Raw genomic sequence first — 25,835 nt, forward strand, 5'->3', positions numbered from 1 at the left:
ATATTTATTTACGCCATATTAAAAAACATTTTATCTATTTTTGTTTCATATTAACAGTTAGCTGTAAGCATGAAATTAGAATAGCTATTATCGCAAAAAAACCATTTGTATCAATTAGGTTAATAGTTAGATTAAGCGGGTAAACAAGAAGAAATAATCCCGAAGTAAGCTTTAATAATAAAATTAAGCATAAAACTACTTCAAATACTGTTAACATCCAGAAAAAGATTGAATTTAAAAACTCTTTTCTTGCATTTATTTTTAATCCTTTTAAAATATAACGATTAGAATTTTTAGATAGCTCTTTAAATTTTTCCTTAAATTCATTATAAGCTAAAGGATCTGCAATTATTTTATGCGATGCTACAATAAATTGCGCTTGATTTTGTTCTAATTGAGTATCTTTTGTATTAGGAAAATTAAAATATTTGCTTTTATTGTTAGAGCGGTTAAAAGAAACTTGCTTAGATATTGGTTCAATTAAATCCACTCTACTAGGTGAATTATCATGGTTTCGCAAAGCTGGCTTTCTAACTTTATAGAATATTAAAGTCACAAAAGATTTTTCTGCTGGCAATTCTAATTCGATATCTGTGGGATTATTTAACGAAATTAATAATGGGCCTGCCCATCCTGGATCAAGTGTGGTAGAGATATGACCAAAACCAAGTGAAACCACACCTACTTTTGAATGAAAAGTACCTCCTATTTTTTGTGAAACCCATACTGCTTCTTGTGTCAATATCAGAACAGTATCATGTCTTTTAATCTTAAATACTTTATTACCTTCTAAATTATAAGTTGTTTTAATTAAACATTTATGCGTTATAGAAAACACAAAATCACTTGGGTTAAGATTATAGCCAACAGGTGTTAAATCTTTCTCTGGTCTATATGGATAAATAACAATCTCTTTATTAAGTAATATTTCTATATCTTGGTCGGACAGCATAGCAATTATTTGTACAACGAGGCTATTATAAAACTATAATTTTTAAGATAGTCTCAGTAATAGTACTTATTTGAATTAAGACAGGCTATTGTCTATCTACTAAAGCCAAAAGTTCCTTGTCTTTGACACCACGCTAACCTATATCTTCTACATTTTGCACTGAATGTCCTGCATCTATAAACGGCTTCTTCAAATTCTTACTCAGGAGATTTTCATCCAGCAGAATCAGCATAAATAATTTGCTCCTGATTCAGAATTGCTTTTGCAATCACCTCCAAAATTTGCAACACCTGAGTTTGCAAATGTGGAAAATCTTCTAAGAATTCGGTTAAACCTGATTCACCTTCTAGATAGTCGAAAAAAGTCTGCAATGGAACCCGTGTTCCAACAAATACATGAATACCACTCATAATATCTGGATCGGAGGAAATAATTCGTCGATCACGTAGAACTTTTTGAATATCCATCGTCCTACAAAAGTCTATATGAGATAGTCTAAACTTTCATCATATTCTAGCTCTCAGGCAGGAGTTGGTGCGATCGCTTTATCCTACAAAACATTCCGTAACTCTTGAATTGTATTTGCTACAACAATTCTGCGTAAAATCTCTTTCAATTGCTCTAAATCAGAAATTTGTGAAATTTGCGACATCAACTCCAAACCATCGCTACCAAATTTCGCCTCTAAACTTGTTTCGATGCTAGAGATTATTCCACGTACTTCTCCTCGTGCTTCTCCTTCTACTCGTCCTAGTGCTTCTCCTCGTGCTTGTCCCTCACGTAAAATTTCTTGATACCAAGGTGACTCTCTTAAGACTGTCATATCCCACCTCATGATTTCCTGAACTAAAGTACTTTCTAATACAAAGGTTGCAAAAAATGCCAGAACTGTCTCAAGTTGATTTAATTGCTCGTCAGCACGCAACATTCGCAATGCTTCCCTAATTGTAGACTCGTTTTCTCCGCCTTTGAGAATTGGTACAAAGGGAAGCAGTGAAGGTAACGGTGTCTCAAAAGCAATATTTACGTCAACTTCCCAGAGATTGATTACGCGGTAATCTTGAATTGCTCTTAAGCCGATAAAATTGGATGCAAAGCTTGTAGATATTTCGCTGTTGCTGATTTTGAGAATGTTAATCAGTACAGGGTAGGTTTGTAGTTTATATTTCTCTTCCGCAAGAGCCGCATAAGCACGCATCCGACGCGGCATTTCTGATGTGTAGCGTAATTGTAACTCATTGAGGATGAGAAATTTTCCGTATTGGGGACTTTCAGCCGGAATTACAACATCGCTTTGTCGGCTAATCCATTGGAATTCTGTATTTAAGATTTCGCCTGTAACAATGTCGAGAATTCCTGTCACCCATTTTGCCCAATTATTTGGTGCAAGGCTGATTAATTTTTTAGTACTAATATCGACAGCTTTGTTCATCAAAAAAATAGATGCGATCGCCCTAAATCAAACCCAGTAAATCTGAGGATAATCGCTTCGCCTTATCCTACCGTAAATTGTGTCAACTTTTAGGCATTATCTAAGGTGCTAACCTGGCTTTACCTAGACGCTGCTTTTCATACCATTGTGCGATCGCAGGTGCCCAATCTTCAAAATGAGGCCACATCAGTTCACACAACTTTTGAATTTCCAATTGAGCATCTTTCTTATTTCTCAGGTCACAAAAATGCAAGAAAGACCTTAAATTGAAACTAACTACAAAATGCTGGCGATAGTCAAAAGGTACTTTACCTCTGGCGTGTTCTTCAGACATTCCACCCTCAAAATCAGCTTTATATCGTTTAGCTGCTTCTAGACACCACTCTAAATCTGCTGTTCGTTGTTCTGGTGAATAGTAATACTTTTTGCCTTGTCTATCAGTGTAATAACCTACGGGACGTAGATAAAAAACATCTTCTATGTCTTTCTTTCCTTCTACTACATCAATAAATTGGTTGCCTGTGTACCTAAAAGATTGTACATCAAATGATACAGAAACGCGATGAGTCCGCGCCTGCTGCATCACACTGTGGGGAAAGTAGCCACAGTTGAAAACAATTTGGGGATGCTCTAAAGGCCCATAGTGTCCCCTCTCACCTGCTAAAAGCCGCTTAACAATAACTTCGCCGCTTTGTGACTCAGAAGGCCAGGAGTCGCGCTCATCAAACACAAACCCATCAGTATAATCCTGGTGCATCGCGGCATAAATCACCTGCTGCGGGTTTGGTGTTTTGGCAATAACCTCTACTCGAAATCGATGCATTAGCTGTTGGTGACTGGGATTGCTTAGACAGAGTACTTAGACATGGCTTTGAACTCGATTCATCATCATATCTCTTCTCTGGCTTGGACTTCTACTCGATTAGATGAAGATACTTTACAAATTTTAATAAATTTGTTACAGTTATTTACATAAACAGAAGACAGGTAAAAACCCATGCGTACAAGCACTGCTATTATTGATGACCAAGGAAAACTGAACAACTTTGCGATCGAGCCAAAAGTATATATAGATGAACAAGGCGATCGCACTGGTTTCACTCCTTATGCAGAAATGCTCAACGGTCGTTTAGCAATGATTGGTTTTGTCTCTCTGATAGCATTAGAAGTATTCACAGGACACGGTATTGTTGGTGTTTTGGCAAATCTGTAAAAACTAATTTATTTAACATAACTCTCAAAAAATGCAAGAGACGGTAAATTTACCGTCTCTTATTTTATGGAAAACTTAGTGCTAGAGTGAAAATATACTGATAACAAAAACCGTTAGTTATCAGCGTAAAAATATTGGGTGAACTATGGCTTTAGTTACTTCAACTATGTTGCCGCTAGGCACTAAAGCGCCAGATTTTAATCTACCGGAAGTAGTATCTGGAAAGGCAACTTCACTTTCTACCTTTGCAGATAAAAAAGCACTATTGGTAATGTTTATTTGTCGGCATTGCCCGTTTGTAAAACACGTCCAACAAGAATTAGTGCAGTTAGGAAGAGATTATTTTACAAGTGATTTAGCGATCGTTGCTATTAGTGCTAACGATGCAAAAAATTACCCAGATGATGCGCCAGAGTCGTTACAAGCATTTGCAACAGAACAAGGGTTTAATTTTACTTTATGCTACGACGAGAGCCAAGAAACGGCGAAGGCTTACACAGCAGCTTGCACACCAGATTTTTTTGTATTTGATGACCAACGCCAACTTGTTTATCGGGGACAATTAGATGATAGCCGCCCCAGTAACGGTAAACCTGTAACAGGTGCAGATTTACGCGCAGCCATTGAAGCAGTGCTAGCGGGTAAACCTGTTACGAGCGAGCAAAAGCCGAGTGTTGGTTGCAATATTAAATGGAAACCAGGAAACCAACCCAGTTATTAGGGATTGGGCATTGGGCACTTGTACTGAGCGAAGTCGAAGTATTGGGCATGGGGCATTGGGCATTGGGTATTGTAAAAACTTTTCCCTACTCCCTACTCCCTACTGCCCACGACTATTAATGTTTAATTTCCAAATTCAGTATGTAGTATCCTAATTGGACTTTTTCTGCCCACAATTCATATTCCAGCCGCAAATTCTCTGGTAAAGGATGTCCGTTGAGAGTTAGGCTACGAGTAAAATTTCGTAAACGAATCGGATCGTTAGGTTGCAATGACTCAGTTGGCAACCAATAGCGACTAATGCCATAAACACCCTGTTCCCAAAAGTGACGATAACTCACTTGAGCATTACCTTGCATAGTCATGATGACTCGGTAAGGGGAAATCTCCAGCCACAATATTCTGGGACTGTTAGGGGCGTAAGCTTTGCTCTTGCTTTGAGGAAGTGTGTCTTCTGGACTGATGACACTCTCTACTTCGCAGCTAATTAAAGGCGGTGCGGTCATCAGTAAATGAAATCGATCGGTATCTTTTTGATACAATGTCGCGGCAGTTTCGACAACAGACCAGATCGGTAGGTCAGTGGAAATAAGTGATAAGCACACGGGCTTGCGGTGATGGGTCAGCATGGGAGCGATAAGGGCTAAAAGCTATTGAACAAAGTGAAATGAACACTCTAGCTGTCTAATAGGTCGGGCTAAGAAACTAAATAGTAAAGCAGGCTTAATATTAATGAATCCGTTGATTTGTTAATAAGCTACACAAATCTGGATGAAACAGGTAGAATGTCAGCTTACACAGTAAAAATGGTACTTTTATCTAGACAGAGCTAATTCGTAAGTAAAGCTTGTAAATATTCTAAGGCTATAGCCTCAAAACAGTGGTAGTCGTTTTAGATGCTAAAAACCTTCTTCAGGGAGACTTACCGTAGATTGGAGTAAGTTTCATACAGCCAAAAGCAATAAGATACTAGGAAGGAAGTCACCAGAAGCGACAAACTAAGTCGCTGATGAACTTCCGGTGTATTCAAATGCCAGTGTATCCTAATGTCGGCTTCTGTTATATCCGTAAAAACTCACGAAAACCTTTCTCACCAAAATATTGCTGAGTAAAAAGTAAAATTTATTGACTCAGCAATATTTTGGTCTGCCCATTGCGCGTCTTGCAAAGAAGAAAGAGCAAAGATTTCCATTTCAAAGCAGCAAAATATGAGTAACTGTGTGAAGCGAAAGTTTCATGTACGGTTTCAGTTTAGGAAGCAAGAGGAACCCATCCCCTAGACCAAAAGAGAGATTGTTGGGTTTATCCGAAAAGTATTGATACCCGATTGAGTCGATTTTAATAAGCAAAAAGGCATATTGCTTTCTCATTTCGGTAGATTCAGCAAGCAAAAAGGCATATTGCTTTCTCAAAATGCTTGATTGCTTTCTCATTTCGGTATATCGCGCATTCATTTCAGTAGATTCAGCAAGCAAAAAGGCATATTGCTTTCTCAAAATGCTTGATTGCTTTCTCATTTCGGTAGATTTAGCAAGCAAAAAGACATATTGCTTTCTCAAAAGCTTGATTGCTTTCTCATTTCGGTATATCGCGCATTAATTACGACATTGCTATGTAACAAAAAGCATTAGAGAATTGCTGGAGTTTTCTCAAGCCGATCGATACGGAAGTTTTTTAAAGTAAAGAATATTAACCGTACTGGATTGCAAGGTTCATATCATGGCTCGGAGAAAAAGAACCTCTCAGGTGTTAGAAAAAGCAGTGCGTCGTGCTGCTAGCATCAACTCAATCGATCCGAATTTAAATCTAGGCAATGGACTTACCCTACCGTCCTTCTCAACCCTAATTGAGACAATGCGAACTAGAGAAAATCTATATAACACTGCTCTTTCCAACCTGGATAAGTTGTACCATGAAATGCTCCAAACAGAGCGCGAGTTGGCAGATATGGCAGAGCACATGCTCTTGGGAGTTGCCACTCAGTATGGTAAAAGTAGTGTGGAGTATGGTATGGCGGGAGGTGTTCCAAAAAACCAGCGCCGCAAGGGACTGCGAGGCGAATCACCTGTTTCTAATTTAGAGCAACCGTCATTTATTGCCAGTGCGAACGGTAACGGCAGCAAAAATGGCAACCACAATGGAAACAAAGCAGCAAGGGCAAGTTAACTTGTATTAAAAAGCCCACGAATTCATCCGTGGGCTTTATAGCTTGAGCATTTTTTTGAGAATCGCTATAGGCTGAAGCTTCATAAAAAATCATTCTGATTTATTCTTATTCATTACTGATGCCATTGCACCTGTGAACAAGTCATGAGTGTTACAGGCTGGTACTTATTTGGGAATACTTTTATAGGAGTGATAAAAAAGGCGATCGCACTAACACTTTCAATTCAAACGTACTACGTCACTTTACAATCACTCTTATTTTACAAAAAAGACGTATCAATACTTACTAATCTACCAGGAGCAAGCAATATGGCATTTACTGAAGATATTACCAAGCTATCTGAACAAGTCCGTAAGCGGGCTGACCAAGTTGTTGGTGAAGAATCTACCAAGATGGCACTGATTGTTCCTTTTTTGAGTGTTCTTGGCTACGATGTCTACGATCCTAGTGAAGTAATACCGGAATACGTGGCAGATTTTGCTATCAAAAAAGCAGGGCAGTTTGAAAAGGTAGATTACGCCTTAGCTATTAACGGTACTAAAGTTATGCTCGTAGAAGCAAAAGCCCGTGGTCAAAAAGCTGAGGCACATGATGGACAATTGAGCAGATATTTTAATGCACTTTCGACAACAAAAGTAGCTATCGTCACCAACGGTATTGAATACCGTTTTTTTACAGACTTGCGTGAAACAAATGTCATGGACAAGGAGCCATTTTTTACTTTTAACATCCTGGAATATGATACTAAAGATATTGATAACCTCAAATTCTTTCACCGTGATAATTTTGAGGTTACAGCTATTACCAACCATGCTGAGGAAATGGTTTATGTAAAAGGCATGACTCAACTTCTAGGAAATCTTTTACGTTCTCCTTCTGAAGAATTTGTTCGCTTTTTAGTGACTGAACTTGGTACAGTTGCTCCTAGTTATGAAATTAAAGGTCGAATTACTGGTAAAATTATTGATAAATTCAAACCAATTGTTAAAAAGTCGATTCAGGGAAGTTTAGTAGAGTTAATGACTCGCTCACTTACTCCAGTAATAGATCAGCCTGTTGAACCTCCAATAGACATAGATATTGAAGCAGGGGATATACAACCAGATCCTCAAGAATCAAAAGTAGTAACAACTGCTGAAGAAATCGAAGCTTTTGAAAAAATTAAAGCAATTACGCAAACCTCAACGAGTTACAATTATCAACTCCAATACAAAGATACTGTTTCATACTTTGGTATCAATCTTGTTGGCAAAAGTACTTGGTGGTTTCTGCGGCTGTATCTATCTTCGCAGAAAAAAAGTTTTGTTACTCGACTAAGTGTAGATGAAGTAAAGTCGCTAGCTTCAAACTTTGAAGTGCAGGAAGTAACAGCTTCTTTGGGAGATGCCGCATCAAAAGTAATTATTTCCTCTGTCAGTGATTTAGATAAGCTGACATCACTGATTCTCAGATGTTACGAGGTAGAAGCAGCCAAGCATCAAACATTGACTCCAGACTTAATTAGAATGGAGAGATCAGCTTAACTCAAGATATCTACTACAAAACTACACCTAAGCAACTATCTCCGATTTTTGCCTGCTAACAAATTAGCGATCGCACTACTAATTGGTTGACATATTGGTAATCATTGGCTTGAAAAAGGACAAAAAAAGTGGCTCTGCAATAGCAGAACCACCAAAGCTTTCGCAAATCTGTTATGAGTTAACGAACTGCCCCTTGAGCAGAAACAGTATCAATCGGTTTCATCAGGTACAGCCGCAATAACTGCCAGCCGTTGGAGATGTAAAGCGGCAGTTTTTGGAAGAATTGCAAGAATTTGGGAGTGTTGGAGTTAGCGATCGCACCCAACTTCTGATTATTGCTTATACAAACATCCAACCGCTCATAAAACTCTGGATTCTCTACATCCAGCATCAGTGGGAATACCCGACCTGCATTTTCGTTGGTCTTCTTAATTACATGGATATCGTATTCTCGTGCATCTAATCCAAGGGTGGCATAAAAGTCCTTGCGTTGGATGTCATTGAGATACATTGTCGCAAACACCGACAACAGGAAGAACCGACTCCACAGCCGTGCTTTCCAATCATTCAACATTTGTGGCTGAGATTTCATCACCGCATCAAAGAAATCACCGTGACGGTTTTCATCCTGACACCAGTTCTCAAAGAACCGGAAGATTGGATAAACCCGGTCTTCGGGATGTGCTTCTAAATGGCGATAAATGGTGATGTAGCGCCAATAACCGATCTTCTCAGAAAGATAAGTAGCGTAGAAGATGAATTTCGGTTTAAAGAAGGTATAACTGCGACTCTTAGTCAAAAACCCTAAATCTAGGGACAGATTAAAATCCGACAAAGCTTTGTTCAAAAAGCCAGCGTGACGCGCTTCATCCCGTGACATCAGGTTAAAACACTCTGCCAAAACAGGGCTTTTTCCTTTCAAGCGACGGCCAAGTTCCTTATACAGCAAAAAGCCGGAGAACTCTGCTGTACAAGAACGTTCTAGAAATTCAACGAACAATCGGCGAGTTTCCCCGTCAATATGATCCCAGGATTGTTCAAACTCGGCATCCCGAACAAAGTGGTGGCGGTTGTAGTCAGTTCGGAACTCTTCCAGAATGGCTTGTAACTCGTCTTCATTGACGGAGATATCCATCCGGGCCATTTCATCAAAATCGGTAGTATAAAACCGAGGTGTTAACAGGGTTTCTTTTGCCGGGACTTTAATCCCTGGCCGGATTTCTTCAAAGCCTGGTTTTTTGAGGGAATCTACCATGTCTTGATTTCTCTTTCGTCTTTATTATCTTAAGTAGACCTTTCGGGTGACGTTCCTACGTCTCTACCGCCACGGTAACGGCAGTTCCTTATGGGGAAACCCCGTTGGCGCTAGTCTCTCCCTTTGGGAAAAGACCGGACTGCCTCACCAGAAATACTCTGGCAAACCGTAACAGCCCACAGTAATCAAATTGTATAAAGTTCAGTCTACCAAGGTGCGGGTGAGAAATTTCTAAGCAAAACATTAAGAGTTGCAACAATCATTCAATATTTGCGGAATCAAAAATCGCGGATTGGTAGTCAAATAAATATAGTTTAGCAAGCACCATTATCTCGTTTAAGTGGAGTAGCACTTACCTCTTGATTTTCAAAGCACTACTATTTCAGTAATTTTCTGTGGTTGTTACTACAATAAATTTATGGGGTTCTATTAATACATTAGAGAGCTTAAAATTAACAATCCATGAGTAGCATAATTACTGGAAAGTCTAAGTGCTTTAGTTATTTTTTGCACCTTTTTCAATAATTCTAGATTAGACAATGCCCACAACTTCAAATCAGAACAGCAGTGTCTATTACGAAAGTTGTTAGAAAGCAACTGGTACAAGATGTAAGTCTAGCGATTAGCACTTAGTATAAAAAACAGTCCCACAAAAACATTTTAAACAACAAGAGTAAATCCAAAAGGTTGAAAACAAGATGAATCTTGAAAACAATCAGCAGCATAAAGACCGACTTCTTGTCTCTTATATCTTATGTGCAGTCGGATTTATCGGGGTAGGAGGATTGCAGCGTTTCTACAATGGCAAGATCGGAACTGGTTTGTTATGGCTGTTGACTGGTGGTGTATTTGGTGTAGGGCAGTTCGTGGATTTATTCTTTATCCCCAACATGGTAGACGAATACGAACATAACTTGAGATTAAAAGCGGGTGTATCTCCCTTTGGTGTACCGTTGAATCAAGCAGTCGTTGCTTCTCAAGTCCATCAACCAACAGGCAACCAACTGATGGTGAAACTGATTGAAGCGGCGGAAAACAAGGGTGGTATTTTAACTGTCACTCAAGGCGTAAAATTCACGGGAGGCAGCTTTGCTGAAGTGGAAGCTACTCTCAAAGAGATGTACAAATCAGGTTATGTAAAAATTGATAACGACCCCGATACTGGAGCCGTTACCTACCATTTCCACGAGCTTTAATTGTTATTAGTCATTTGTCCTTTGTCCTTTGTCATTTGTCATTTGTTAAAAACCAATGACCAATGACCAATGACCAATGACCAATGACCAATGACTAATGACTAATAACTAATAACTAATTTCTACCTAACCACTTTTGACCGTCCAAGCGCTGAACTAAGCCATATACCAACAAATCGAGGGTAATTTTGCGCTCATCGATTAAGAATGACTCAAGAGTGCTAGGTTTTTTGCCTTCATTACAAGAAAATCCCTTTTTTCCTTGAATATCTTCATCGGGGAAGTACAGGTTAAACTGACGCTTACCAATTTCTGACCAACTGCCAATAATTTGCCAGCATTCTTCGGCGGATTCAAAGCCAGTGATTGGCATCTTCTGCTTGGCAAAAGACACCTGTAAATCTTTCACACCTTTTTGAGCGATCGCTTTTTGTAAAGCTGGCAAGTAGTCTTGCTCAATGAACTCTACAAATGGCTTATTTTCAACAGCTGGGGCTTTTTCCTTTTTAGGGGCTTTAGCGGCGGCGGGTTTTTCTTCTGCGTCGTCCTCGGCGGGTTTTTCTGCTTTTGCGGCTTTAGCTGCGGCGGCGGGTTTTTCTCGCTTGGGTGATGCAGCAGCTGGTTTGGCAGCATTGGGATTATCTTCGGGGTTTGCGGCTTTAGGATCTGGCGCGTTGGCAGTAGGAATATCTGTGGCTTCGGGTGAGTCTGTACTAGGAGCGTGTTCTTCAGCTACACTGGGAGCTTGCTGGTCAACAGTGCTGGGAGCTACTTCTCCCGCTTGATTGTGATTGGTTGGGTCTGCCATTGCTCAGGTCAATCCTTTAATCTAGCTTTGGGAGCGATCGCTCACCTTGATGTATCGGGTACTCTTATTTTGACATACTACTACCGCTGTGCAGAATGGTTAAGGTAAGAGACGCGATAAAAAATCACCGTCTCTACAATAATCAGTCTTTCGTCTTGACAGCGATTCATCGCGTCTTTGCGATCCTCGATCGCAGTCAAAGGCGTTGGCATTGATTGTGGAATCAAGTAACTCACGGTCAATGGTAAGAATATTTACATGATTGTCTGGATAGACGCCAGCATTATTAGACCTCTTGCAAAAGTTACTTTTGCACTCTTGGGGGAAAGGGACTCATCTTTATTGGGAAAAGGGTTTTTATGAGCCGCTTTCCCTTTTTCCCCAAACCCAATTCCCCACAATGCCAATAAGTCTATCGATCAAAACGTCTAACCGAGCAATCTTTTGGTACAGGGTTTTTACTACTTCATTGATAGAGCGTGATTAATTTAAATTTCTATACAGTATCTGCTTAATGCCTTCAAGAATCTACAACAGAAATGATGCGTTTGTAGCGTTTACGCTCTGTTGACCACTTGTGACATGCTTGTGTAACTATTTGTCTGTCTTGTTGTGATAAGAGCTCATCTGGTTGACTGTAAGCTAAGATTTGTGCTGCTTTTCGAGCTTGTTCGTATTCCACACCGTATTTGACTAGTTCCGTATGAAATATTTTTTCTTTTTCCTCGACTGATATCAAAGAATTTTGCTGCATAAACTTAGGTTTAAAAGGTTGTTGTCAAATTACATCTAACCTCTTCTACAATCTCTGTTGTTCTCTCGCCGGAGTGATTCAACAACCAGAGCAAAATAATTTTTGATTTTAAATATTACAAATATTAAAGTTTTTTAACTCTAGCTTAAGAATTTGAGAAAAATACTGGCAATAACATATAGGACTCGTATTTGATTGCGTGAAAAAAACTCAGTACACATTTATTCCCTATTCCCTATTCCCTGTTCCCTGTTCCCTGTCCCCTGCTATACCTTAGCGCTTCTAAAATTCTTTTCTAGCCAAAGTTGGATGAATTGGGCAACTAAGAAACTTTCGGTTGATGCCACAGCGCTAACTTCAACTCGGAGCAGTAGCAACCCCCAGCACTAATTTGTGGCTCGTGGTCAGCTAGCCAATCATAAATTTGTGCAGCTTGCGCTAATGCCACCTGCTCATTGCGATAAAGGCGAGGGCTAGGGCAGAAGACTTGGCCATTGATGTGTACAGCTGCAATCTGCCAGTAGTCGCTGCCTTCTCCCTCTGGCATCACTTCTAAAAACCCGCTATTTTTTGGCTCGATTATTCCAATGTTCATCATCATAAATAATTTTGAATTAAGTAAGTCGGCGCAAATAAAGTTAACTAGTGTTCGCGCAGCGTCTCCTTCAGGAGAGGGTTGTCCTTTGTCATTTGTCCTTGGTCATTTGTTTAGGAATGTTAGCAAGGGCAGGAGGACGCACTAAAAAAAGTTTATTGACTTCAAAAAAAGCACGCTCGAAGGTGTCAGGATTGGTAAAGTTGAAGGGGACGCACTGAATATTGTTACCTAAGAGGTGTTTAGCCTTGTTTGGATTTCTAACTCCAGCACAGATATTACAATCGTGGGATTGCAGTAAACTCAGAACTTCTTGACCGACATTGCCAGTAGCACCCGTGACTAAAATTTTCAGCACGATCGGCGATTCTTGTTAGAGCATACTGAAATTTTAGCCATCAATAACACTTTCAGTACAAATAAACCTCGTCTACCTTGAAAACCGTAGTTTTGTAGGTTGGGTGCAGCGATAGCGTAACCCAACATAAAATTTAGTGGTAATGTTGGGTTGCGTTTCACTCCACCCAACCTACAAAAATATATTTTTTAAAAAACTCTAGGTTTCAACATAGATGAGGTTTAATAAGCATTTATTGCTTAAATAGCCCTGCTTTTAAAAAGTAAATTTTTTGCTTGCGAGGAACTGACCTTTTAGCGATCGCGATCTGTGCCCAAAAAATCACGCCATCCACTCAGTCCACTGTGGGGCATCTGTCACCATTGAGCAAATTTGTCCGTGTCAACATCCTCAAACTCCAGTATCACGCTTCACCGCTCATCAATCGTCAGGGTACAGAGTAATTCTTTAACCGCATTAACCCCGTATTCAACCCGTTCCACTACTAACTGATGGCATTCGCCACCTTGCGATCGTGTTCTTCATCGATGGCAATACCAGCCGCCTTCATCCAGCGAGAAGCACTTTCATCACCACCGTTGCCCAAAGGAATAATCGTATTGCCTATTTCTTCAAGTAGCGATAACTTCGTTAAGCTTCGCTACCAAATATCATACAAATCCGAATAAAGAGATTGAAATGGGAAACCTAAGCGTATCGGCTCGAAAATCATGTAGTGATGAATCAAACGCTCGGCGATCGCCCCATTTTACTTGAATCCAATTCTCAACACAGTGATGACTTTAGTTTGTCACAGATGGTCGATCTGATTGCTGATATATTCGGCATTCATATCAAGCCACACTATCAAGATAGATTAAAGAAAAATCTTTTAACTCGCATCCGGGCGCTGGGATTATGCTCGCTCAATGATTATTATCAGTTCTTGGTGGCAAGAAATCAATTAGTTCCTGGTGCGACAGAGTGGCAAGAACTAATTTCTTTACTCACTGTCACTGAAACTTATTTTTTTCGGGATGAGGGGCAGATGTCGCTGCTCAAAAATCAGCTGCTCCCAGAGTTAATCGAGCGCAAACGAAAGCTTAGTTTAACTCAGTACAACGCTGCTAATGGAGAATTTTATCGGCCGACATTACGCCTTTGGAGTGCCGGGTGTTCGACTGGTGAAGAAGCTTACTCACTTGCCATTCTGGTGAAGGAACTAATCCCTGACAATCAGACATGGGACATTCTGATTTTAGGCACAGATATTAATCAACCCGCGATCGCCCTGGCTCAACAAGGAATTTACAGCGATTGGTCTTTTCGGACAACCACTGAAGAAATCAAAAATCGCTACTTTCAATCCCACAAAAAAGGTTGGAAAATCGATCCTGCTATTCAAGCAATGGTTACATTTCAACCTGGAAACCTGATGCAGGATAACTTTCTTGCTTACGCGTCTAGCATTCACGATTTCGATTTGATTGTTTGCCGCAATGTGTTTATTTATTTTGACTTCAGGGCGATCGCCCAAGTTATAGACAAGTTTTACTGCTCTCTGGCACCGGGAGGGTTTCTGCTCACAGGACACACGGAATTACACGGGCAAAAAACTGAACCATTTCAAATCAAAAATTTTCCACAATCTGCGGTTTATCAAAGACATAGCTTACTCAAGGAGCAGAGCAAAGTCTTGAATACCATAACACCTGCTGCCATTGAAAGCAGGGAAACCGAAATTTTTTACCCCTCTCTCTCCAGCTTGGAGACGGACTTGGACGCGAGCGCCAACACTCAAACTCTTTTAGATGCAGCCAAGGAATCGCTAATTCAAGAAGCTTATGCCGATGTCATTCAAATAGCCCAACAACTGATTGCTGTTGCCCCCCAACACTTTCAAGCATATTGTTTGATGGCAGAAGCTTACGCGAATTTTGGCGATTACTCCCAGGCGAATCAGGCGTGTCAGCAGGCACTCCAGATCAGCCCATTGGCGATCGAACCTTATCATTTGTTGGCTCAAATCGCCGAAGAGCAGGGAGATCGCGACAGTGCCAAATTATTCTTAAAACGTATTATTTATCTCGCTCCTAATTCTGTTACTGCTCACCTGGAATTGGGTTCTATATACGAACGAGAGGGAAATGAAAAACAGGCTCAAAAAACCTGGCGATCGCTTCTAGAAATTTTGCAAAATCTACCTCAAGAAGCGGTCGATTCCCATAATCAGCAAACCACTGCTCAACTAAAAGCACACGTTCTTAAGCACTTAAATTCAACTAGTTATGAGCCATGAATCTTATTTAATGTTTAAACTCAATCATTCACGCTATGGCATTCCGGCTACAGCCGTGCAAGAACTCTTCTTTCTGCCAGAAGTGACTGCGATCGCACAAACTTCCAGCACAATTTTAGGCGTGATTAATCTGCGAGGAAAGTTTCTCCCCGTGATGGATTTATATCGCCTTGTAGAACAAGCACGTCCCCCTTTTCAATTGACTGACAGCATGATTGTCGTGGAGTGGCAAACTCAACGAATCGGAATCATCGTCAATCAAGTGGATAGCGTGCAAGCGATCGCACTCGATCGGATCGCTGCCGATGTTTGCGATCGATCGAAAGAGAGTTTGCCGGATAGATTGGTGACTGGTATTGCCAACCTTGAGGACGGCATCGTTACATTGCTCAATCCCGAACTGTTGATGCAGCACGCTTTTATAGAGTCTGATTTTAACAACGGCTCAGTCAATGACGCACTAAAACACCCCTCTGATTCAGCCCTAAATCAGAGCTTATACGCTCATTTCGATTCCCAGGAGCGACAGATTTTGCAAGAGCGAACTGAAACTCTGCGGTGTTCGATTGATGACGAGGATTCGGCATCGCTTTTGCCTCTAGCAGTTGTGGGGTTGGCGGGTGAGTACTTTGGGTTTGGCTTAGAAACGGTGCATGAGTTTACCGAGATTCACAAGATTACCCCAATTCCCTGCTGTCCGCCGCACATTGTTGGCAACATCAACTTGCGGGGCGAAATTGTCACCTTAATTAACATCAATAATGTAGTCGATCTGCCCATGAATGGGGTGCGATTGCATCAGCAAGCCGTTGTCGTGCGTCTGGATCGACGAGTGGCGGGCATTGCCGTCGATGACATTTTTGATGTGACGTATATTCATCCCTCCCAAATGACCGCGCCTCCAATTGCCTTGAATTCTGCCAAAGACGACTATCTCCAAGGTGTCGCACCTTATCGCGATCGGATGATGAGCATTATCAATTTGTCTAAATTGCTGACTTCAGAGGTGTTGGTTGTTAATGAAGAAGTCTAACGCTTTCGTGACGCAAGCGGGGGAAAGGGGCAGGGGAGCAGGGGAGCAGGGGAGCAGGGGAGCAGGGGGCAGGGGGCAGGGAGCAGGGGGCAGGGGGCAGGGGGCAGGGAGCAGGGAGCAGGGGGCAGGGAAAAGAAAAGCTTTTAACCCAAACCCAGTAACTTTTCCCAAAGCCCAATTTCAAGTTAAAAATACTTAACTAAACAGTATTGCGGTATACACACAAATCTCTTAATCTGCACCTTTGTTACATCGACCTGCACCTTTGTTGCATTGCCCCTTTCCCCCTGCCCCCTGCCCCCTGCTCCCTGCCCCTTTCCCCTTCCCCAGCCCTCACAAGCACTAGGGTTAGGTTTCGCAGATTTGAGATTCACAGCAAACTCAAGAGAGATAACGCAGCCGATAAACTACGGAATGTTGTGCAATCTTCCCTTGATTCAAAAATCCGATCGCAAAGATTACAAATGATAGAAATATTGGCAAATCCTTGAACTCATTCATTCACAAGAAATAACAAGATGCAAAGTAAGCGAAATTGGAAACTGAGATACTGGATTATGGGCAGCTATGGAGTTCCCATTCTGGCGTTGGTAATTTCTGCGGGACTGATATTTATTAATATCAATCTGGTGAGTCAGCGATCGCAAGATTTAGTTTCTTCCTATAAAGTTAATTCAGCGATTAATGCCCTTGCCACGAATGTGCAGAGTGGTTCTAAGTCAGTTCGGGGCTATTTGCTAGAAAAAAATCAGACATCCTTTGACGAATATCAAAAATCTCAAAGAAGCTTCAACGAGCTTTTGTCCAAGCTCATGTCGCTTGCCAGAACAGAGCAAGAGCAACAGTCATTAACCAGGCTAGAGGGACTGCTGAATAACTTAATGGTTGTTGAGGATGATTTGATTGGCAAAGTGAATCAAGGTAAGCTTCAGGAAGCTGTTGAAACCTGGAGTCACGAAAATGCCCGCAGTATGGTCGATCGCCTGACAAGTGCGATCGATGAAGTTCAGCGCCGAGAAGACCAGAATGTAATTTTGGCTGCCAAGGAACAACAAGCAGCGCTCGATACGCTCAAGCTGACAATTCTGTCCGCGACTGGACTCTCCTTGCTGTTGTCGGTTTTGACTGGCATCTGGATAATTAGCCGCACTGCTCGACAGATAAATGAATCAGCCAGTGCGATCGCTACCTCAACGGCTGAAATTGCCGCCACAATCGAGCAACAAGAACGCACTGCTAACCAACAGGCAGCCTCGGTCAGCGAAACTACCACTACAATGGACGAACTCAGCGCCTCTGCTCAACAGTCTGCCCAGCAAGCATCTACTGCCTCAACCAGCGCTCAACAAGTCTTAAATTTGGCAGATCAAGGCAATCAATCACTGAACCGCACTTTGGAAGGAATGGCAGCTTTGAGCCACAAAGTTAGTGCAGTAGCAGACCAAATGCTGCGCCTGAACGAACAAACTAAGCAAATTGGCAATATTTCCGGGTTGGTGAGCGACCTAGCAAATCAAACCAATATGCTAGCGCTAAATGCGGCAGTAGAAGCAGTCCGGGCAGGGGAACAGGGCAAGGGCTTTGCAATCGTCGCCGCCGAAATTCGCAAACTGGCAGATCGGAGTAAGCGATCGGCTGAAAAAATTAATGTGCTGGTGAATGACATTCAATCCGCCATCAACTCAACCGTTGTGATGACAGATGAAAGTACAAAAACCGCTCAACAGGGCGCGGCAATAACTAAGCAGACGGTAGAGGTCTTTATCAGTGTCACCGATGCCGTCAACCGAATGGTGTTGAATATTCAACAAATCTCGCTAAACGCTAGCCAGCAATCCATTGCGGTTCAGCAAATTTTACAGGCAATGAATGCACTCAATAGCTCTGCGAGAGAGACAGCCATCGGCATCAGTCAAACTCGCCTTAGCACTCACCAACTCAATGATGCAGCTTATAAGCTACAGAGTGTTGTGTAATCGGGGGAAGGGGGCAGGGGGCAGGGGGCAGGGGGCAGGGGAAGGGGGAAAGGGGAAGGGGGAAAGGGGAAGGGGGCAATGCAACAAAGGTGCAGGTCGATGTAACAAAGGTGCAGGTCGATGTAACAAAGGTGCAGGTCGATGTAACAAAGGTGCAGGTCGATGTAACAAAGGTGCAGGTCAATGCAACAAAGGTGCAGGTCGATGTAACAAAGGTGCAGGTCGATGTAACAAAGGTGCAGGTCAATGCAACAAAGGTGCAGGTCGATGTAACAAAGGTGCAGGTCAATGCAACAAAGGTGCAGGTCAATGCAACAAAGGTGCAGGTCAATGCAACAAAGGTGCAGGTCAATGCAACAAAGGTGCAGATTAAGAGATTCGTGTGTATACCGCAATACTGTTTGGTTAAGTATTTTTAACTTGAAATTGGGCTTTGGGAAAAGTTACTAGGTTTGGGTTAAAAGCTTTTCTTTCCCCTTTCCCCTTTCCCCTTTCCCCTTTCCCCTTTCCCCCTTCCCCCTGCCCCCTGCCCCCTGCCCCCTTCCCCCTTCCCCTTTCCCCTTATCAATATCTGGAAATTCTCGAACTTATTTACTTACAGGAGATCGCAAGATGGAAAGCAAACGAAACTGGAGACTAAGATACTGGATTATTGGCGGATATGCAGTTCCCGTGCTGGCATTGTTAATTTCTGCCGGAATGACGATCGTCAATATCAACACGGTGAACCAACGGTCAGAAAATTTATTGTCTTCTTATGACATTAACTCAATACTCGACGATCTTTCTGTTAGCGTGCAAAGTAGTTCTAAGGCAAATCGAAGCTATTTGTTAGAAAAAAATCAGCAATCGCTTGAGAGCTACCAAAAGACTCAAAAGGATTCTAAGGAATTTCTAGCAAAACTGATAACACTTGCCCGATCGCAAGAGGAACGACAGTCTTTAAGCAAACTAGAGGAACTGCTGAATAAACAGATTGCTTTTGACAATAACCTGATTGAAAAGGTGGATCGGGGCAAAGTCAAAGAAGCCGTGGAAAGCTGGAGTCAAGGAAATTTCCGCAATCAAGGGCAGGATGTCGTAGACATGATTGAAGAAATGCAGCAGCGAGAAGATCAGACTTTTGCAATTGCCGCTAAAGAGCAACAAGAAGCGCTCAATGCCCTTAAGTTGACGGTGATGTTAGCTAGTGGACTCTCTCTGGTGGTATCTGTTTTGATTGGCATCTGGGTCATTAGCCGCACTTCCCGCCAGATGAACGCCTCTGCCAGCGCGATCGCAACTTCTACAACCGAAATTGCCACGACGATCGAGCAGCAAGAACGCGCTACTATCCAACAAGCCACTTCTGTCAACCAAACCACGACGACAATGGATGAATTGGCGGCTTCCTCGCGCCAGTCTGCCGAACAAGCAGAAGCCTCAGCCGCAGGGGCGCGGCAGGTGTTGTTGCTGGTAGACGGTCGCACTCAAGAGGGTCAGTTGAGCCAATCGAGTCTACGCGAGAAAGTAGGCGATATTGCCACCCAAATTCTCCATCTAAGCGAACAAACCAATCAAATCGGCACGATCTCCACCCTGGTTAGTGACTTAGCAAGTCAAACTAATATGCTGGCGCTCAACGCGGCAGTAGAAGCCGTGCGAGCCGGGGAACATGGCAAAGGCTTTGCGGTTGTTGCTGCCGAAATTCGCAAACTGGCAGACCAAAGTAAGCGATCGGCTGAAAAAATTAATGTACTGGTTTTAGACATTCAAAAATCGACCAATTCCACCGTTATGGTGACAGATGAAGGCACAAAAACCGTAGAAAAAATTGTGGATGCCATCAAAACGATCGCGCTAAATGGTCAACAAATTTCCCTTACTTCCAATCAACAGGCGATTGCAGTGCAACAAGTGGTAGAAACTATGAACTCGCTTAATATTACTGCTAGGGAAACTGCCTCTGGTATTAGTCAAATTAAAGCTGGTACCCAACGACTGAATGATGCCGCCCAAGAACTAAAAGCCGTTGTCTAAAAATGTATTGGAGTTACAGCTATGTTAAAAAATATGTCTCTGCATGGACGATTGATGGGATCGTTTTTGCTGATGGGCGGTGTTGTTTTGGTCGTTGGGTTTTTCGGCTGGCGGGGTACTCATCAATTAAGCAGCCATATCGACACCCTCAGTAATAACAGCCTCCCCAGCATCGACGGATTGTGGAGAGTTAATGAAGGGCAGACCCAGATCCAGTCGGCAGAACGAGCGATTCTCAACCCCGAATTACCCGCAGCAGCCAAACAGTCTGAGTTAAATCGAATGCAGGCAGCCTGGAAGCAGATTGACGCAGGACTTGAGGAATATGAAACCACGCCCCGCGGCCCCGACGAGGACAAACTCTATCAGACGTTTAAGCAACAGTGGCAAGTGTGGAAGCAGGATCATGCTACCTATCTTCAGGCTTACCAGGATTTTGCCCAGTTAGGTGTTGTAAATCCCACTGCCAGACAGTTGGAATTGACCAGCCAGAAGCAAGAAAATTCTCCAGAAATGAAGGTGGCGATCGCTGCTGCCGATCGACTGACAAAACTCAGACAAAATGCGATTGTCAAAAATGATGTTTCCTTTGCGACTGCAACTAACTTATTGTTGCAACTGATCAAAATTAATCAGGATACTGCTGAAGATGCAAATAAAGCCGCCAGTGACGATACCCGTTTGACCACAGGTTGGGTGATTACTGGTATTATTGCTGGGCCTGTGGGGGCAATCTTACTAGGATTTTTTCTGAGCAACAAAATTGCTAAACCGTTGACAGGCAAAATTGCTCAAATTGTTCAAACAATGGCTGCCTCCACCAATGAAATCGCCGCTGCGGTTGAGCAGCAAGAACGGACTGCGACTCGGCAGGCAACTTCTGTCAATCAAACCACTATCACCATCGATGAATTGGGAGCCTCATCGCAGCAGTCAGCCGAACAGGCAGAATCGGCGGTAGCAGGCGCACGGCAGGCGTTGGCCCTTGCAGGTAACGGTGCTGATGCTGTAAAACGCACCCTCAAGGGCATGGAAACCCTACAGCAGAAAGTCGCAGCGATCGCCGACCAGATCGCACGTTTAAATGAACAAACCAAGCAGATTGGCAGTATCTCTGGTTTGGTAGGCGAGTTGGCAAGTCAGACTAATATGCTGGCGTTAAATGCGGCTGTAGAAGCAGTCCGGGCAGGAGAGCATGGTAAAGGTTTTGCCGTTGTCGCTGCTGAAATTCGCAAACTAGCAGACCAGAGCAAAAAATCAACCGAAAAGATTAGCACCTTGGTAGGCGATATTCAATCTGCCATCAGCATCACTGTCGTTGTCACCCATGAAGGCACTAAAACTGTAGAAGAAGGGACGCGAATTGCCCAGGAAACATCAGAATCCTTTGCTGGTGTAGAAGGTGCAGTGAATAACATTGTCATCAACAGTCAACAGATTTCACTCAATATCAACCAGCAAGCGATCGCCATTCAGCAAATTGTCTCTGCCATGAATGACTTGAATATTGCTGCGCGTGAAACTGCCAGTGGCATTAGCCAGATCCGCTCTGGTACTCAACAACTAAACGAGTCAGCGCAAGCACTCAAGGCAACCATTTAATGAAGAAAAGGGGCAGGGAGCAGGGAGCAGAGGGGAATGGAAAAAGAATCAATTAAAAGTCATAAAGGCTTGGAACTATACAAAATGACCTTTGATGTTGCCATAAAAATTTTTGAACTGTCCCCTGCTCCCTGTCCCCTGCCCCCTGCTCCCTGCTCCCTGCTCCCTGCCCCCTGCCCCCTGCTCCCCTGCTCCCCTGCCCCCTGCCCCCTGCCTTTCTGGGGCAGGTTTTTTTGATTAGACAAATTTTTGGGATTTTAAAACCAAAACCATTGTCTAAGAACTTAAAACTACGTTCAATAATTGAGAACATTCTCAACTATTTATCGAAAGCCTAAAAGCCTGCCCTTGAAAGCTGCCCCCTGCCCCCTAACCCCTGAGATAACACCATGATGATCGATGATGAAGAACTGAGAGACGTTTTCAAAGTAGCTAGCGAAGAACACCTGCAAAACCTGGATGATGGATTGCTGCATTTGGAAAACCATCCTGACGATCTGGCTGTCCTGGAAGCCTTGATGCGAGAGGCGCATTCTCTCAAAGGCGATGCCAATATGCTGGGAATCAAAGATATAGGCACTCTGGCACATCAAATTGAGCATGTTTTGACTCAACTCAAGCAACAAGAAAATCCTGCATCCTCATTGGGCAAGGGTACAACAGATTCACCTTATGAACGCCTCGCTCATGCGATCGCTGCTATCCGCAAACTCGTTCATGAAGCCGTCACCGGAGAACCTGCCAAGGTTGATACCTTTTCTGTTCTGGCCGAATTGATGGGAGCGCAACCAGGGAAAAGGGAAAATAATCCAAGTCAGGAACCAGAAGTCAACAGTATTGAATTCATAAATACAGTACAAAACAATACTTTCGATAAGGATCGAGAGCTAAAGGAAAACGGAGCAATCCAAAATCCAAAACTTGTACTGAGCGAAGTCGAAGTATCCAAAATCGTTCGACAGAACGAAGCCGAAGTCGAAAATCCAAAATCCCCCACCAATAGCTACCGCATTGAAACTATTCGCGTTGGCACTCGCCACCTAGATACGTTGATGACGCAAGCAGGGGAGTTAACTGTCACCAAAATTCGGATAGCTCATCGGCTGGGAGAAATTGAGGCGATCGCCAATTTGTGGGAAGAATGGAATCGAGATTTATTCACTAATCGGTTTGCGTTCAGCCGAGAGCAACAAGGTGATGTCGCTCTGCAACGTCTAGAAACTTTTCATCATCACTCGGAAAAACGATTAGAGCAATTGGGTCATTTGGTGAAAACCTTGCAGAGTTACCTTTCGGAAGACACAACCCGACTGGAACAACTAAGTAGCGATCTAGAAGAAGGGATTCGTACCCTGCGATTGCTACCTTTTGCAACGATTTTCAACCTGTTTCCTCGGATGGTGCGCGATTTGGCGCAGCAGCAGGGAAAATTGGTGGAGTTGATCGCAGAAGGCAAAGACACCCTTGCCGACAAACGCCTGTTGGAAGAAATGAAAGATCCGCTAATGCACATTTTGCGGAATGCGATCGATCACGGGATTGAGCCACCACAGGAACGGGAACGGCTAGGAAAACCAACAACGGCAACGATTCGGCTCAAAGCTTACCAGACTCCCACTAACATTGTGCTGGAAATCAGTGATGATGGCCGGGGGCTTGACCTGGATAGAATCAAACAAATAGCGGTGAAACGGGGCATTTGTGGGGAGGAAGAATCGGCAGCAATGACTCCCAGCCAAATCCAAGCGTTGATCTTCACACCGGGATTTTCAACAGCTCCCTTGCTTACAGAAGTATCAGGACGGGGTGTGGGGCTGGATGTAGTGCAAACTAATGTTGAAAAATTGAAAGGTACGATTCAGGTAGAATCGTTTCCCGGACAGGGATGTACGCTGCGCGTCAATCTCGGTATCACCTTGGCAACCGCCCATGTCTTGATTGTGCAAGTGAACCAAATGCCCTACGCCATCCCAGTGGAGTTTGTGCAAACCGCTTGCTTAATCAAATCAGAAGAGATTTTTCCCTTGGAGGGACGGGACACAATCATTCGGGATAGCCAACCGATTTCGATTGTGCAGTTGGCCGATTTATTAGAACTGCCCCCGATGCCATCTGGGTTAACTCAAGAAACAGCACTTTCCTGTATTATTCTTCAGGTTGGGCAAGCACAACTGGGTGTAGTGGTAGATGCCTTAGTAGATGAGCAAGATGTAGTGATTAAACCCCAAAGTCAGTTACTTAAACGAGTCCGCAATGTTTCGGGAGCAACAATTTTAGGCACTGGAGATGTGTGTATGGTGCTGAATCCCCAGGATTTGGTGAAGTCAGCCCGATCGCGATCGCAGTCCATTTCTTCTACCCAAACTCGTCAACTTGCACCCACAAAACCAACCGTCTTATTAGTGGAAGATTCTATTGCCACACGCACGCAAGAAAAACGAATTTTAGAAACCGCAGGTTATCAAGTAATTACTGCTGTGGATGGTTTGGATGGATTGAACAAGCTGCGATCGCACACCGTTGATGCCGTTGTTAGCGATGTGCAAATGCCAAATCTCGATGGCTTGGGGTTAACTGCCAAAATCCGCCAATATCAAGAATATAGCGAACTTCCAATTATCCTGGTGACTTCCCTTGCCAGCGATGAAGATAAACGTCGGGGTGCGGAAGCCGGAGCCAATGCTTACATTATCAAAGGCAGCTTTAATCAAGAAGCCTTGCTGTCAGCCCTTAAACGGTTAGTGTAGAGGTTTTCGGATGAATGAAGAATAATTTTCTCGTAAAATCTCAACTTACTGTCAACCGATGAAAAACTCTGCCCCGATTCGCGTCTTTCTGGTGGAGGATTCGCTCGTCGCCTTAACCATCCTCAAGCGGATTCTGGCGAGTTCCCTGGAAGTGGATGTGGTGGGAACTGCTCGCAATGGCGTGGAAGCATTGGAGCGAATTCCAGCCGCACAGCCCCAGGTAATCTGCACCGATTTACACATGCCCAAAATGGATGGACTGGAACTCACCCGCCGGATTATGGCAGACTATCCCCGTCCCATTCTGGTAATCAGCACCTCTGTCAACACTCAAGAAGATTCCCGCAATGTTTTTAAACTGCTGCAAGCGGGTGCTTTGGATGTTTTTCCCAAACCCAACATTGACTCACTTTCAGACTACGAACAAGTCAAGCACGAATTAATCAACCGGATCAAAGTTCTGGCAGGGGTTACAGTCTTTACCCGCCACACTTCCCGTGCGACGGTAGAACCCAGAACGCATCTTGTTAGTCCCAAAATGCCAGAACCATTCAGCCTAAAACCTGTCAGTAACTTGCAGTTCCCCATTCGTAATTTGCCGTCCCTGCCCAAAGTCGTGGCGATCGGAGCTTCTACAGGCGGCCCCCAGGCATTGTACGCGATTCTCAAACAACTGCCTGCCAACTTTCCCGTACCCATTCTGTGCGTCCAACATATCAGCGAAGGATTTCTGCAAGGACTGGTAGATTGGCTAGCAGCAGAATGTTTCCTGCGCGTGACGATCGCCCAACCGGGAGAATTTCCCAAACCGGGTACTGTCTACTTCGCTCCCGAACGACAACACCTGCAACTCGACACTCAAGGGCGATTAACCACCGTCAGCACCCCTCCTGTTTCCGGGCATCGTCCCTCGGTAACAGCTTTGTTTCAAGCCGTTGCCATCTGCTACCCGCGATCGGCGGTTGGTATTTTGCTGACTGGTATGGGGCGGGATGGTGCAGATGGATTACAAGCGATCGCCCAAGCCGGAGGTACTACCATTGCCCAGGATGAACAAACCTGCGTTGTCTTCGGGATGCCCAAAGAAGCGATCGCTTTGGGAGCCGCCCAACATATTTTGGCGATCGGCGAAATTGCCCCTATGCTATTAAATCGAATCTGCTACATGAATTCTAAACATCCTTTTAAAAATTAAAATTTCAAGCCC

26 protein-coding genes are annotated in these 25,835 nt (G+C 43.3%); 14 read left to right on the forward strand and 12 right to left on the reverse strand.

The genetic code is table 11. The annotated features are described in order from the left end of the window. Positions 1 to 34: 34 nt before the first annotated feature. From ACR5KR_RS33310 to thyX, 4 genes are all read right to left on the reverse strand, one after another. The gene (locus tag ACR5KR_RS33310) at positions 35 to 952 is read right to left on the reverse strand and encodes a dCTP deaminase domain-containing protein (protein WP_448269611.1); all 918 of its coding nucleotides are present in this window, start codon (positions 950 to 952) and stop codon (positions 35 to 37) included. Between the two features lie 212 nt (positions 953 to 1,164). Next, positions 1,165 to 1,419 carry a DUF433 domain-containing protein gene (locus ACR5KR_RS33315; protein ID WP_448269612.1) on the reverse strand — a complete coding sequence of 85 codons (255 nt, stop codon included), beginning with the start codon at positions 1,417 to 1,419 and terminating at the stop codon, positions 1,165 to 1,167. A gap of 83 nt (positions 1,420 to 1,502) precedes the next feature. Then, on the reverse strand, positions 1,503 to 2,384 hold the full coding sequence (locus tag ACR5KR_RS33320) for an Rpn family recombination-promoting nuclease/putative transposase (RefSeq protein ID WP_448269613.1): 882 nt from the start codon (positions 2,382 to 2,384) through the stop codon (positions 1,503 to 1,505). Positions 2,385 to 2,484: 100 nt separating this feature from the next. Next, positions 2,485 to 3,207 carry an FAD-dependent thymidylate synthase gene (thyX, locus tag ACR5KR_RS33325; RefSeq protein ID WP_445629445.1) on the reverse strand — a complete coding sequence of 241 codons (723 nt, stop codon included), beginning with the start codon at positions 3,205 to 3,207 and terminating at the stop codon, positions 2,485 to 2,487. Positions 3,208 to 3,381: 174 nt separating this feature from the next. Between thyX and ACR5KR_RS33330 the strand changes: the two genes are divergently transcribed. Both ACR5KR_RS33330 and ACR5KR_RS33335 read left to right on the forward strand, forming a co-directional pair. Continuing rightward, a complete protein-coding gene (locus ACR5KR_RS33330) occupies positions 3,382 to 3,597 on the forward strand; it encodes a chlorophyll a/b-binding protein (RefSeq protein ID WP_114083012.1) in 216 nt (71 codons plus the stop codon). Between the two features lie 145 nt (positions 3,598 to 3,742). Further along, complete coding sequence (locus ACR5KR_RS33335) at positions 3,743 to 4,318, forward strand: thioredoxin family protein (RefSeq protein WP_445629446.1); 576 nt, start codon at positions 3,743 to 3,745, stop codon at positions 4,316 to 4,318. Between the two features lie 115 nt (positions 4,319 to 4,433). Here the strand turns inward: ACR5KR_RS33335 and ACR5KR_RS33340 are convergent, their stop codons facing one another. Further along, positions 4,434 to 4,946 carry a hypothetical protein gene (locus tag ACR5KR_RS33340; RefSeq protein WP_322685102.1) on the reverse strand — a complete coding sequence of 171 codons (513 nt, stop codon included), beginning with the start codon at positions 4,944 to 4,946 and terminating at the stop codon, positions 4,434 to 4,436. A gap of 564 nt (positions 4,947 to 5,510) precedes the next feature. Further along, on the reverse strand, positions 5,511 to 5,876 hold the full coding sequence (locus ACR5KR_RS33345; RefSeq protein ID WP_448269616.1) for a hypothetical protein: 366 nt from the start codon (positions 5,874 to 5,876) through the stop codon (positions 5,511 to 5,513). Positions 5,877 to 6,036: 160 nt separating this feature from the next. On the opposite strand from ACR5KR_RS33345, the gene ACR5KR_RS33350 reads away from it, so the two are divergent. Together ACR5KR_RS33350 and ACR5KR_RS33355 are read left to right on the forward strand one after the other, a co-directional pair. Beyond that, on the forward strand, positions 6,037 to 6,483 hold the full coding sequence (locus tag ACR5KR_RS33350) for a hypothetical protein (RefSeq protein ID WP_448269617.1): 447 nt from the start codon (positions 6,037 to 6,039) through the stop codon (positions 6,481 to 6,483). A gap of 309 nt (positions 6,484 to 6,792) precedes the next feature. Beyond that, the gene (locus ACR5KR_RS33355; protein WP_448269619.1) at positions 6,793 to 8,007 is read left to right on the forward strand and encodes a type I restriction endonuclease; all 1,215 of its coding nucleotides are present in this window, start codon (positions 6,793 to 6,795) and stop codon (positions 8,005 to 8,007) included. Positions 8,008 to 8,185: 178 nt separating this feature from the next. Here the strand turns inward: ACR5KR_RS33355 and acsF are convergent, their stop codons facing one another. Beyond that, positions 8,186 to 9,262, reverse strand: a complete 1,077-nt coding sequence (gene acsF, locus ACR5KR_RS33360; protein ID WP_445629449.1) for a magnesium-protoporphyrin IX monomethyl ester (oxidative) cyclase — start codon at positions 9,260 to 9,262, stop codon at positions 8,186 to 8,188. 698 nt (positions 9,263 to 9,960) lie between these two features. Between acsF and ACR5KR_RS33365 the strand changes: the two genes are divergently transcribed. Continuing rightward, on the forward strand, positions 9,961 to 10,458 hold the full coding sequence (locus ACR5KR_RS33365; RefSeq protein ID WP_448269621.1) for a TM2 domain-containing protein: 498 nt from the start codon (positions 9,961 to 9,963) through the stop codon (positions 10,456 to 10,458). Positions 10,459 to 10,573: 115 nt separating this feature from the next. Here the strand turns inward: ACR5KR_RS33365 and ACR5KR_RS33370 are convergent, their stop codons facing one another. The 5 genes from ACR5KR_RS33370 to ACR5KR_RS33390 form a co-directional block, all read right to left on the reverse strand. Continuing rightward, entirely contained in the window at positions 10,574 to 11,266 is a 693-nt protein-coding gene (locus tag ACR5KR_RS33370) for a DUF2996 domain-containing protein (RefSeq protein WP_448269622.1), read from the reverse strand. Between the two features lie 80 nt (positions 11,267 to 11,346). Further along, positions 11,347 to 11,502, reverse strand: a complete 156-nt coding sequence (locus ACR5KR_RS33375) for a hypothetical protein (protein ID WP_448269624.1) — start codon at positions 11,500 to 11,502, stop codon at positions 11,347 to 11,349. A 284-nt stretch (positions 11,503 to 11,786) separates the two neighbouring features. Then, positions 11,787 to 12,020 carry a hypothetical protein gene (locus ACR5KR_RS33380; protein WP_445629452.1) on the reverse strand — a complete coding sequence of 78 codons (234 nt, stop codon included), beginning with the start codon at positions 12,018 to 12,020 and terminating at the stop codon, positions 11,787 to 11,789. A gap of 322 nt (positions 12,021 to 12,342) precedes the next feature. After that, a complete protein-coding gene (locus tag ACR5KR_RS33385) occupies positions 12,343 to 12,615 on the reverse strand; it encodes a hypothetical protein (RefSeq protein WP_445632258.1) in 273 nt (90 codons plus the stop codon). 91 nt (positions 12,616 to 12,706) lie between these two features. Further along, positions 12,707 to 12,973 (reverse strand): NAD(P)H-binding protein, encoded by a 267-nt coding sequence (locus ACR5KR_RS33390; protein ID WP_448269626.1) that lies wholly within the window; start codon positions 12,971 to 12,973, stop codon positions 12,707 to 12,709. Between the two features lie 275 nt (positions 12,974 to 13,248). Between ACR5KR_RS33390 and ACR5KR_RS33395 the strand changes: the two genes are divergently transcribed. The 9 genes from ACR5KR_RS33395 (at position 13,249) to cheB (ending at position 25,823) form a co-directional block, all read left to right on the forward strand. Then, positions 13,249 to 13,416, forward strand: a complete 168-nt coding sequence (locus ACR5KR_RS33395; protein WP_448269628.1) for a hypothetical protein — start codon at positions 13,249 to 13,251, stop codon at positions 13,414 to 13,416. Between the two features lie 275 nt (positions 13,417 to 13,691). Continuing rightward, positions 13,692 to 15,251 (forward strand): CheR family methyltransferase, encoded by a 1,560-nt coding sequence (locus ACR5KR_RS33400; RefSeq protein WP_448269630.1) that lies wholly within the window; start codon positions 13,692 to 13,694, stop codon positions 15,249 to 15,251. Beyond that, positions 15,241 to 16,284, forward strand: a complete 1,044-nt coding sequence (locus tag ACR5KR_RS33405; RefSeq protein WP_448269631.1) for a chemotaxis protein CheW — start codon at positions 15,241 to 15,243, stop codon at positions 16,282 to 16,284. The genes ACR5KR_RS33400 and ACR5KR_RS33405 overlap by 11 nt, the downstream gene beginning before the upstream one ends. Positions 16,285 to 16,802: 518 nt before the next feature. Next, complete coding sequence (locus tag ACR5KR_RS33410) at positions 16,803 to 18,260, forward strand: methyl-accepting chemotaxis protein (RefSeq protein WP_448269633.1); 1,458 nt, start codon at positions 16,803 to 16,805, stop codon at positions 18,258 to 18,260. 89 nt (positions 18,261 to 18,349) lie between these two features. Further along, entirely contained in the window at positions 18,350 to 18,679 is a 330-nt protein-coding gene (locus ACR5KR_RS33415; protein ID WP_448269635.1) for a hypothetical protein, read from the forward strand. Positions 18,680 to 18,872: 193 nt separating this feature from the next. Then, positions 18,873 to 20,279, forward strand: coding sequence for a HAMP domain-containing methyl-accepting chemotaxis protein (locus tag ACR5KR_RS33420; protein ID WP_448269637.1), 1,407 nt, complete (start codon positions 18,873 to 18,875; stop codon positions 20,277 to 20,279). A gap of 21 nt (positions 20,280 to 20,300) precedes the next feature. Beyond that, on the forward strand, positions 20,301 to 21,881 hold the full coding sequence (locus ACR5KR_RS33425) for a methyl-accepting chemotaxis protein (RefSeq protein ID WP_448269639.1): 1,581 nt from the start codon (positions 20,301 to 20,303) through the stop codon (positions 21,879 to 21,881). A gap of 389 nt (positions 21,882 to 22,270) precedes the next feature. Continuing rightward, complete coding sequence (locus ACR5KR_RS33430) at positions 22,271 to 24,628, forward strand: hybrid sensor histidine kinase/response regulator (RefSeq protein ID WP_448269640.1); 2,358 nt, start codon at positions 22,271 to 22,273, stop codon at positions 24,626 to 24,628. Between the two features lie 58 nt (positions 24,629 to 24,686). Next, the gene (cheB, locus tag ACR5KR_RS33435) at positions 24,687 to 25,823 is read left to right on the forward strand and encodes a chemotaxis-specific protein-glutamate methyltransferase CheB (RefSeq protein WP_448269642.1); all 1,137 of its coding nucleotides are present in this window, start codon (positions 24,687 to 24,689) and stop codon (positions 25,821 to 25,823) included. Positions 25,824 to 25,835: the final 12 nt, after the last annotated feature.

This window comes from Nostoc sp. DSM 114159 (assembly GCF_053470285.1).

Excerpts from the sequence above, each read along its gene's own strand:
- ACR5KR_RS33400 (WP_448269630.1), top strand. The coding sequence starts at position 13,692 with ATGAATCAAACGCTCGGCGATCGCCCCATTTTACTTGAATCCAATTCT.
- ACR5KR_RS33320 (WP_448269613.1), bottom strand. The coding sequence starts at position 2,384 with ATGAACAAAGCTGTCGATATTAGTACTAAAAAATTAATCAGCCTTGCA.
- ACR5KR_RS33370 (WP_448269622.1), bottom strand. The coding sequence starts at position 11,266 with ATGGCAGACCCAACCAATCACAATCAAGCGGGAGAAGTAGCTCCCAGC.
- ACR5KR_RS33340 (WP_322685102.1), bottom strand. The coding sequence starts at position 4,946 with ATGCTGACCCATCACCGCAAGCCCGTGTGCTTATCACTTATTTCCACT.
- ACR5KR_RS33405 (WP_448269631.1), top strand. The coding sequence starts at position 15,241 with ATGAGCCATGAATCTTATTTAATGTTTAAACTCAATCATTCACGCTAT.
- ACR5KR_RS33420 (WP_448269637.1), top strand. The coding sequence starts at position 18,873 with ATGGAAAGCAAACGAAACTGGAGACTAAGATACTGGATTATTGGCGGA.
- ACR5KR_RS33380 (WP_445629452.1), bottom strand. The coding sequence starts at position 12,020 with ATGCAGCAAAATTCTTTGATATCAGTCGAGGAAAAAGAAAAAATATTT.
- ACR5KR_RS33310 (WP_448269611.1), bottom strand. The coding sequence starts at position 952 with ATGCTGTCCGACCAAGATATAGAAATATTACTTAATAAAGAGATTGTT.
- ACR5KR_RS33430 (WP_448269640.1), top strand. The coding sequence starts at position 22,271 with ATGATGATCGATGATGAAGAACTGAGAGACGTTTTCAAAGTAGCTAGC.
- ACR5KR_RS33350 (WP_448269617.1), top strand. The coding sequence starts at position 6,037 with ATGGCTCGGAGAAAAAGAACCTCTCAGGTGTTAGAAAAAGCAGTGCGT.
- ACR5KR_RS33315 (WP_448269612.1), bottom strand. The coding sequence starts at position 1,419 with ATGGATATTCAAAAAGTTCTACGTGATCGACGAATTATTTCCTCCGAT.
- acsF (WP_445629449.1), bottom strand. The coding sequence starts at position 9,262 with ATGGTAGATTCCCTCAAAAAACCAGGCTTTGAAGAAATCCGGCCAGGG.
- ACR5KR_RS33355 (WP_448269619.1), top strand. The coding sequence starts at position 6,793 with ATGGCATTTACTGAAGATATTACCAAGCTATCTGAACAAGTCCGTAAG.
- cheB (WP_448269642.1), top strand. The coding sequence starts at position 24,687 with ATGAAAAACTCTGCCCCGATTCGCGTCTTTCTGGTGGAGGATTCGCTC.
- ACR5KR_RS33425 (WP_448269639.1), top strand. The coding sequence starts at position 20,301 with ATGTTAAAAAATATGTCTCTGCATGGACGATTGATGGGATCGTTTTTG.
- ACR5KR_RS33385 (WP_445632258.1), bottom strand. The coding sequence starts at position 12,615 with ATGAACATTGGAATAATCGAGCCAAAAAATAGCGGGTTTTTAGAAGTG.
- ACR5KR_RS33410 (WP_448269633.1), top strand. The coding sequence starts at position 16,803 with ATGCAAAGTAAGCGAAATTGGAAACTGAGATACTGGATTATGGGCAGC.
- ACR5KR_RS33330 (WP_114083012.1), top strand. The coding sequence starts at position 3,382 with ATGCGTACAAGCACTGCTATTATTGATGACCAAGGAAAACTGAACAAC.
- thyX (WP_445629445.1), bottom strand. The coding sequence starts at position 3,207 with ATGCATCGATTTCGAGTAGAGGTTATTGCCAAAACACCAAACCCGCAG.
- ACR5KR_RS33335 (WP_445629446.1), top strand. The coding sequence starts at position 3,743 with ATGGCTTTAGTTACTTCAACTATGTTGCCGCTAGGCACTAAAGCGCCA.
- ACR5KR_RS33365 (WP_448269621.1), top strand. The coding sequence starts at position 9,961 with ATGAATCTTGAAAACAATCAGCAGCATAAAGACCGACTTCTTGTCTCT.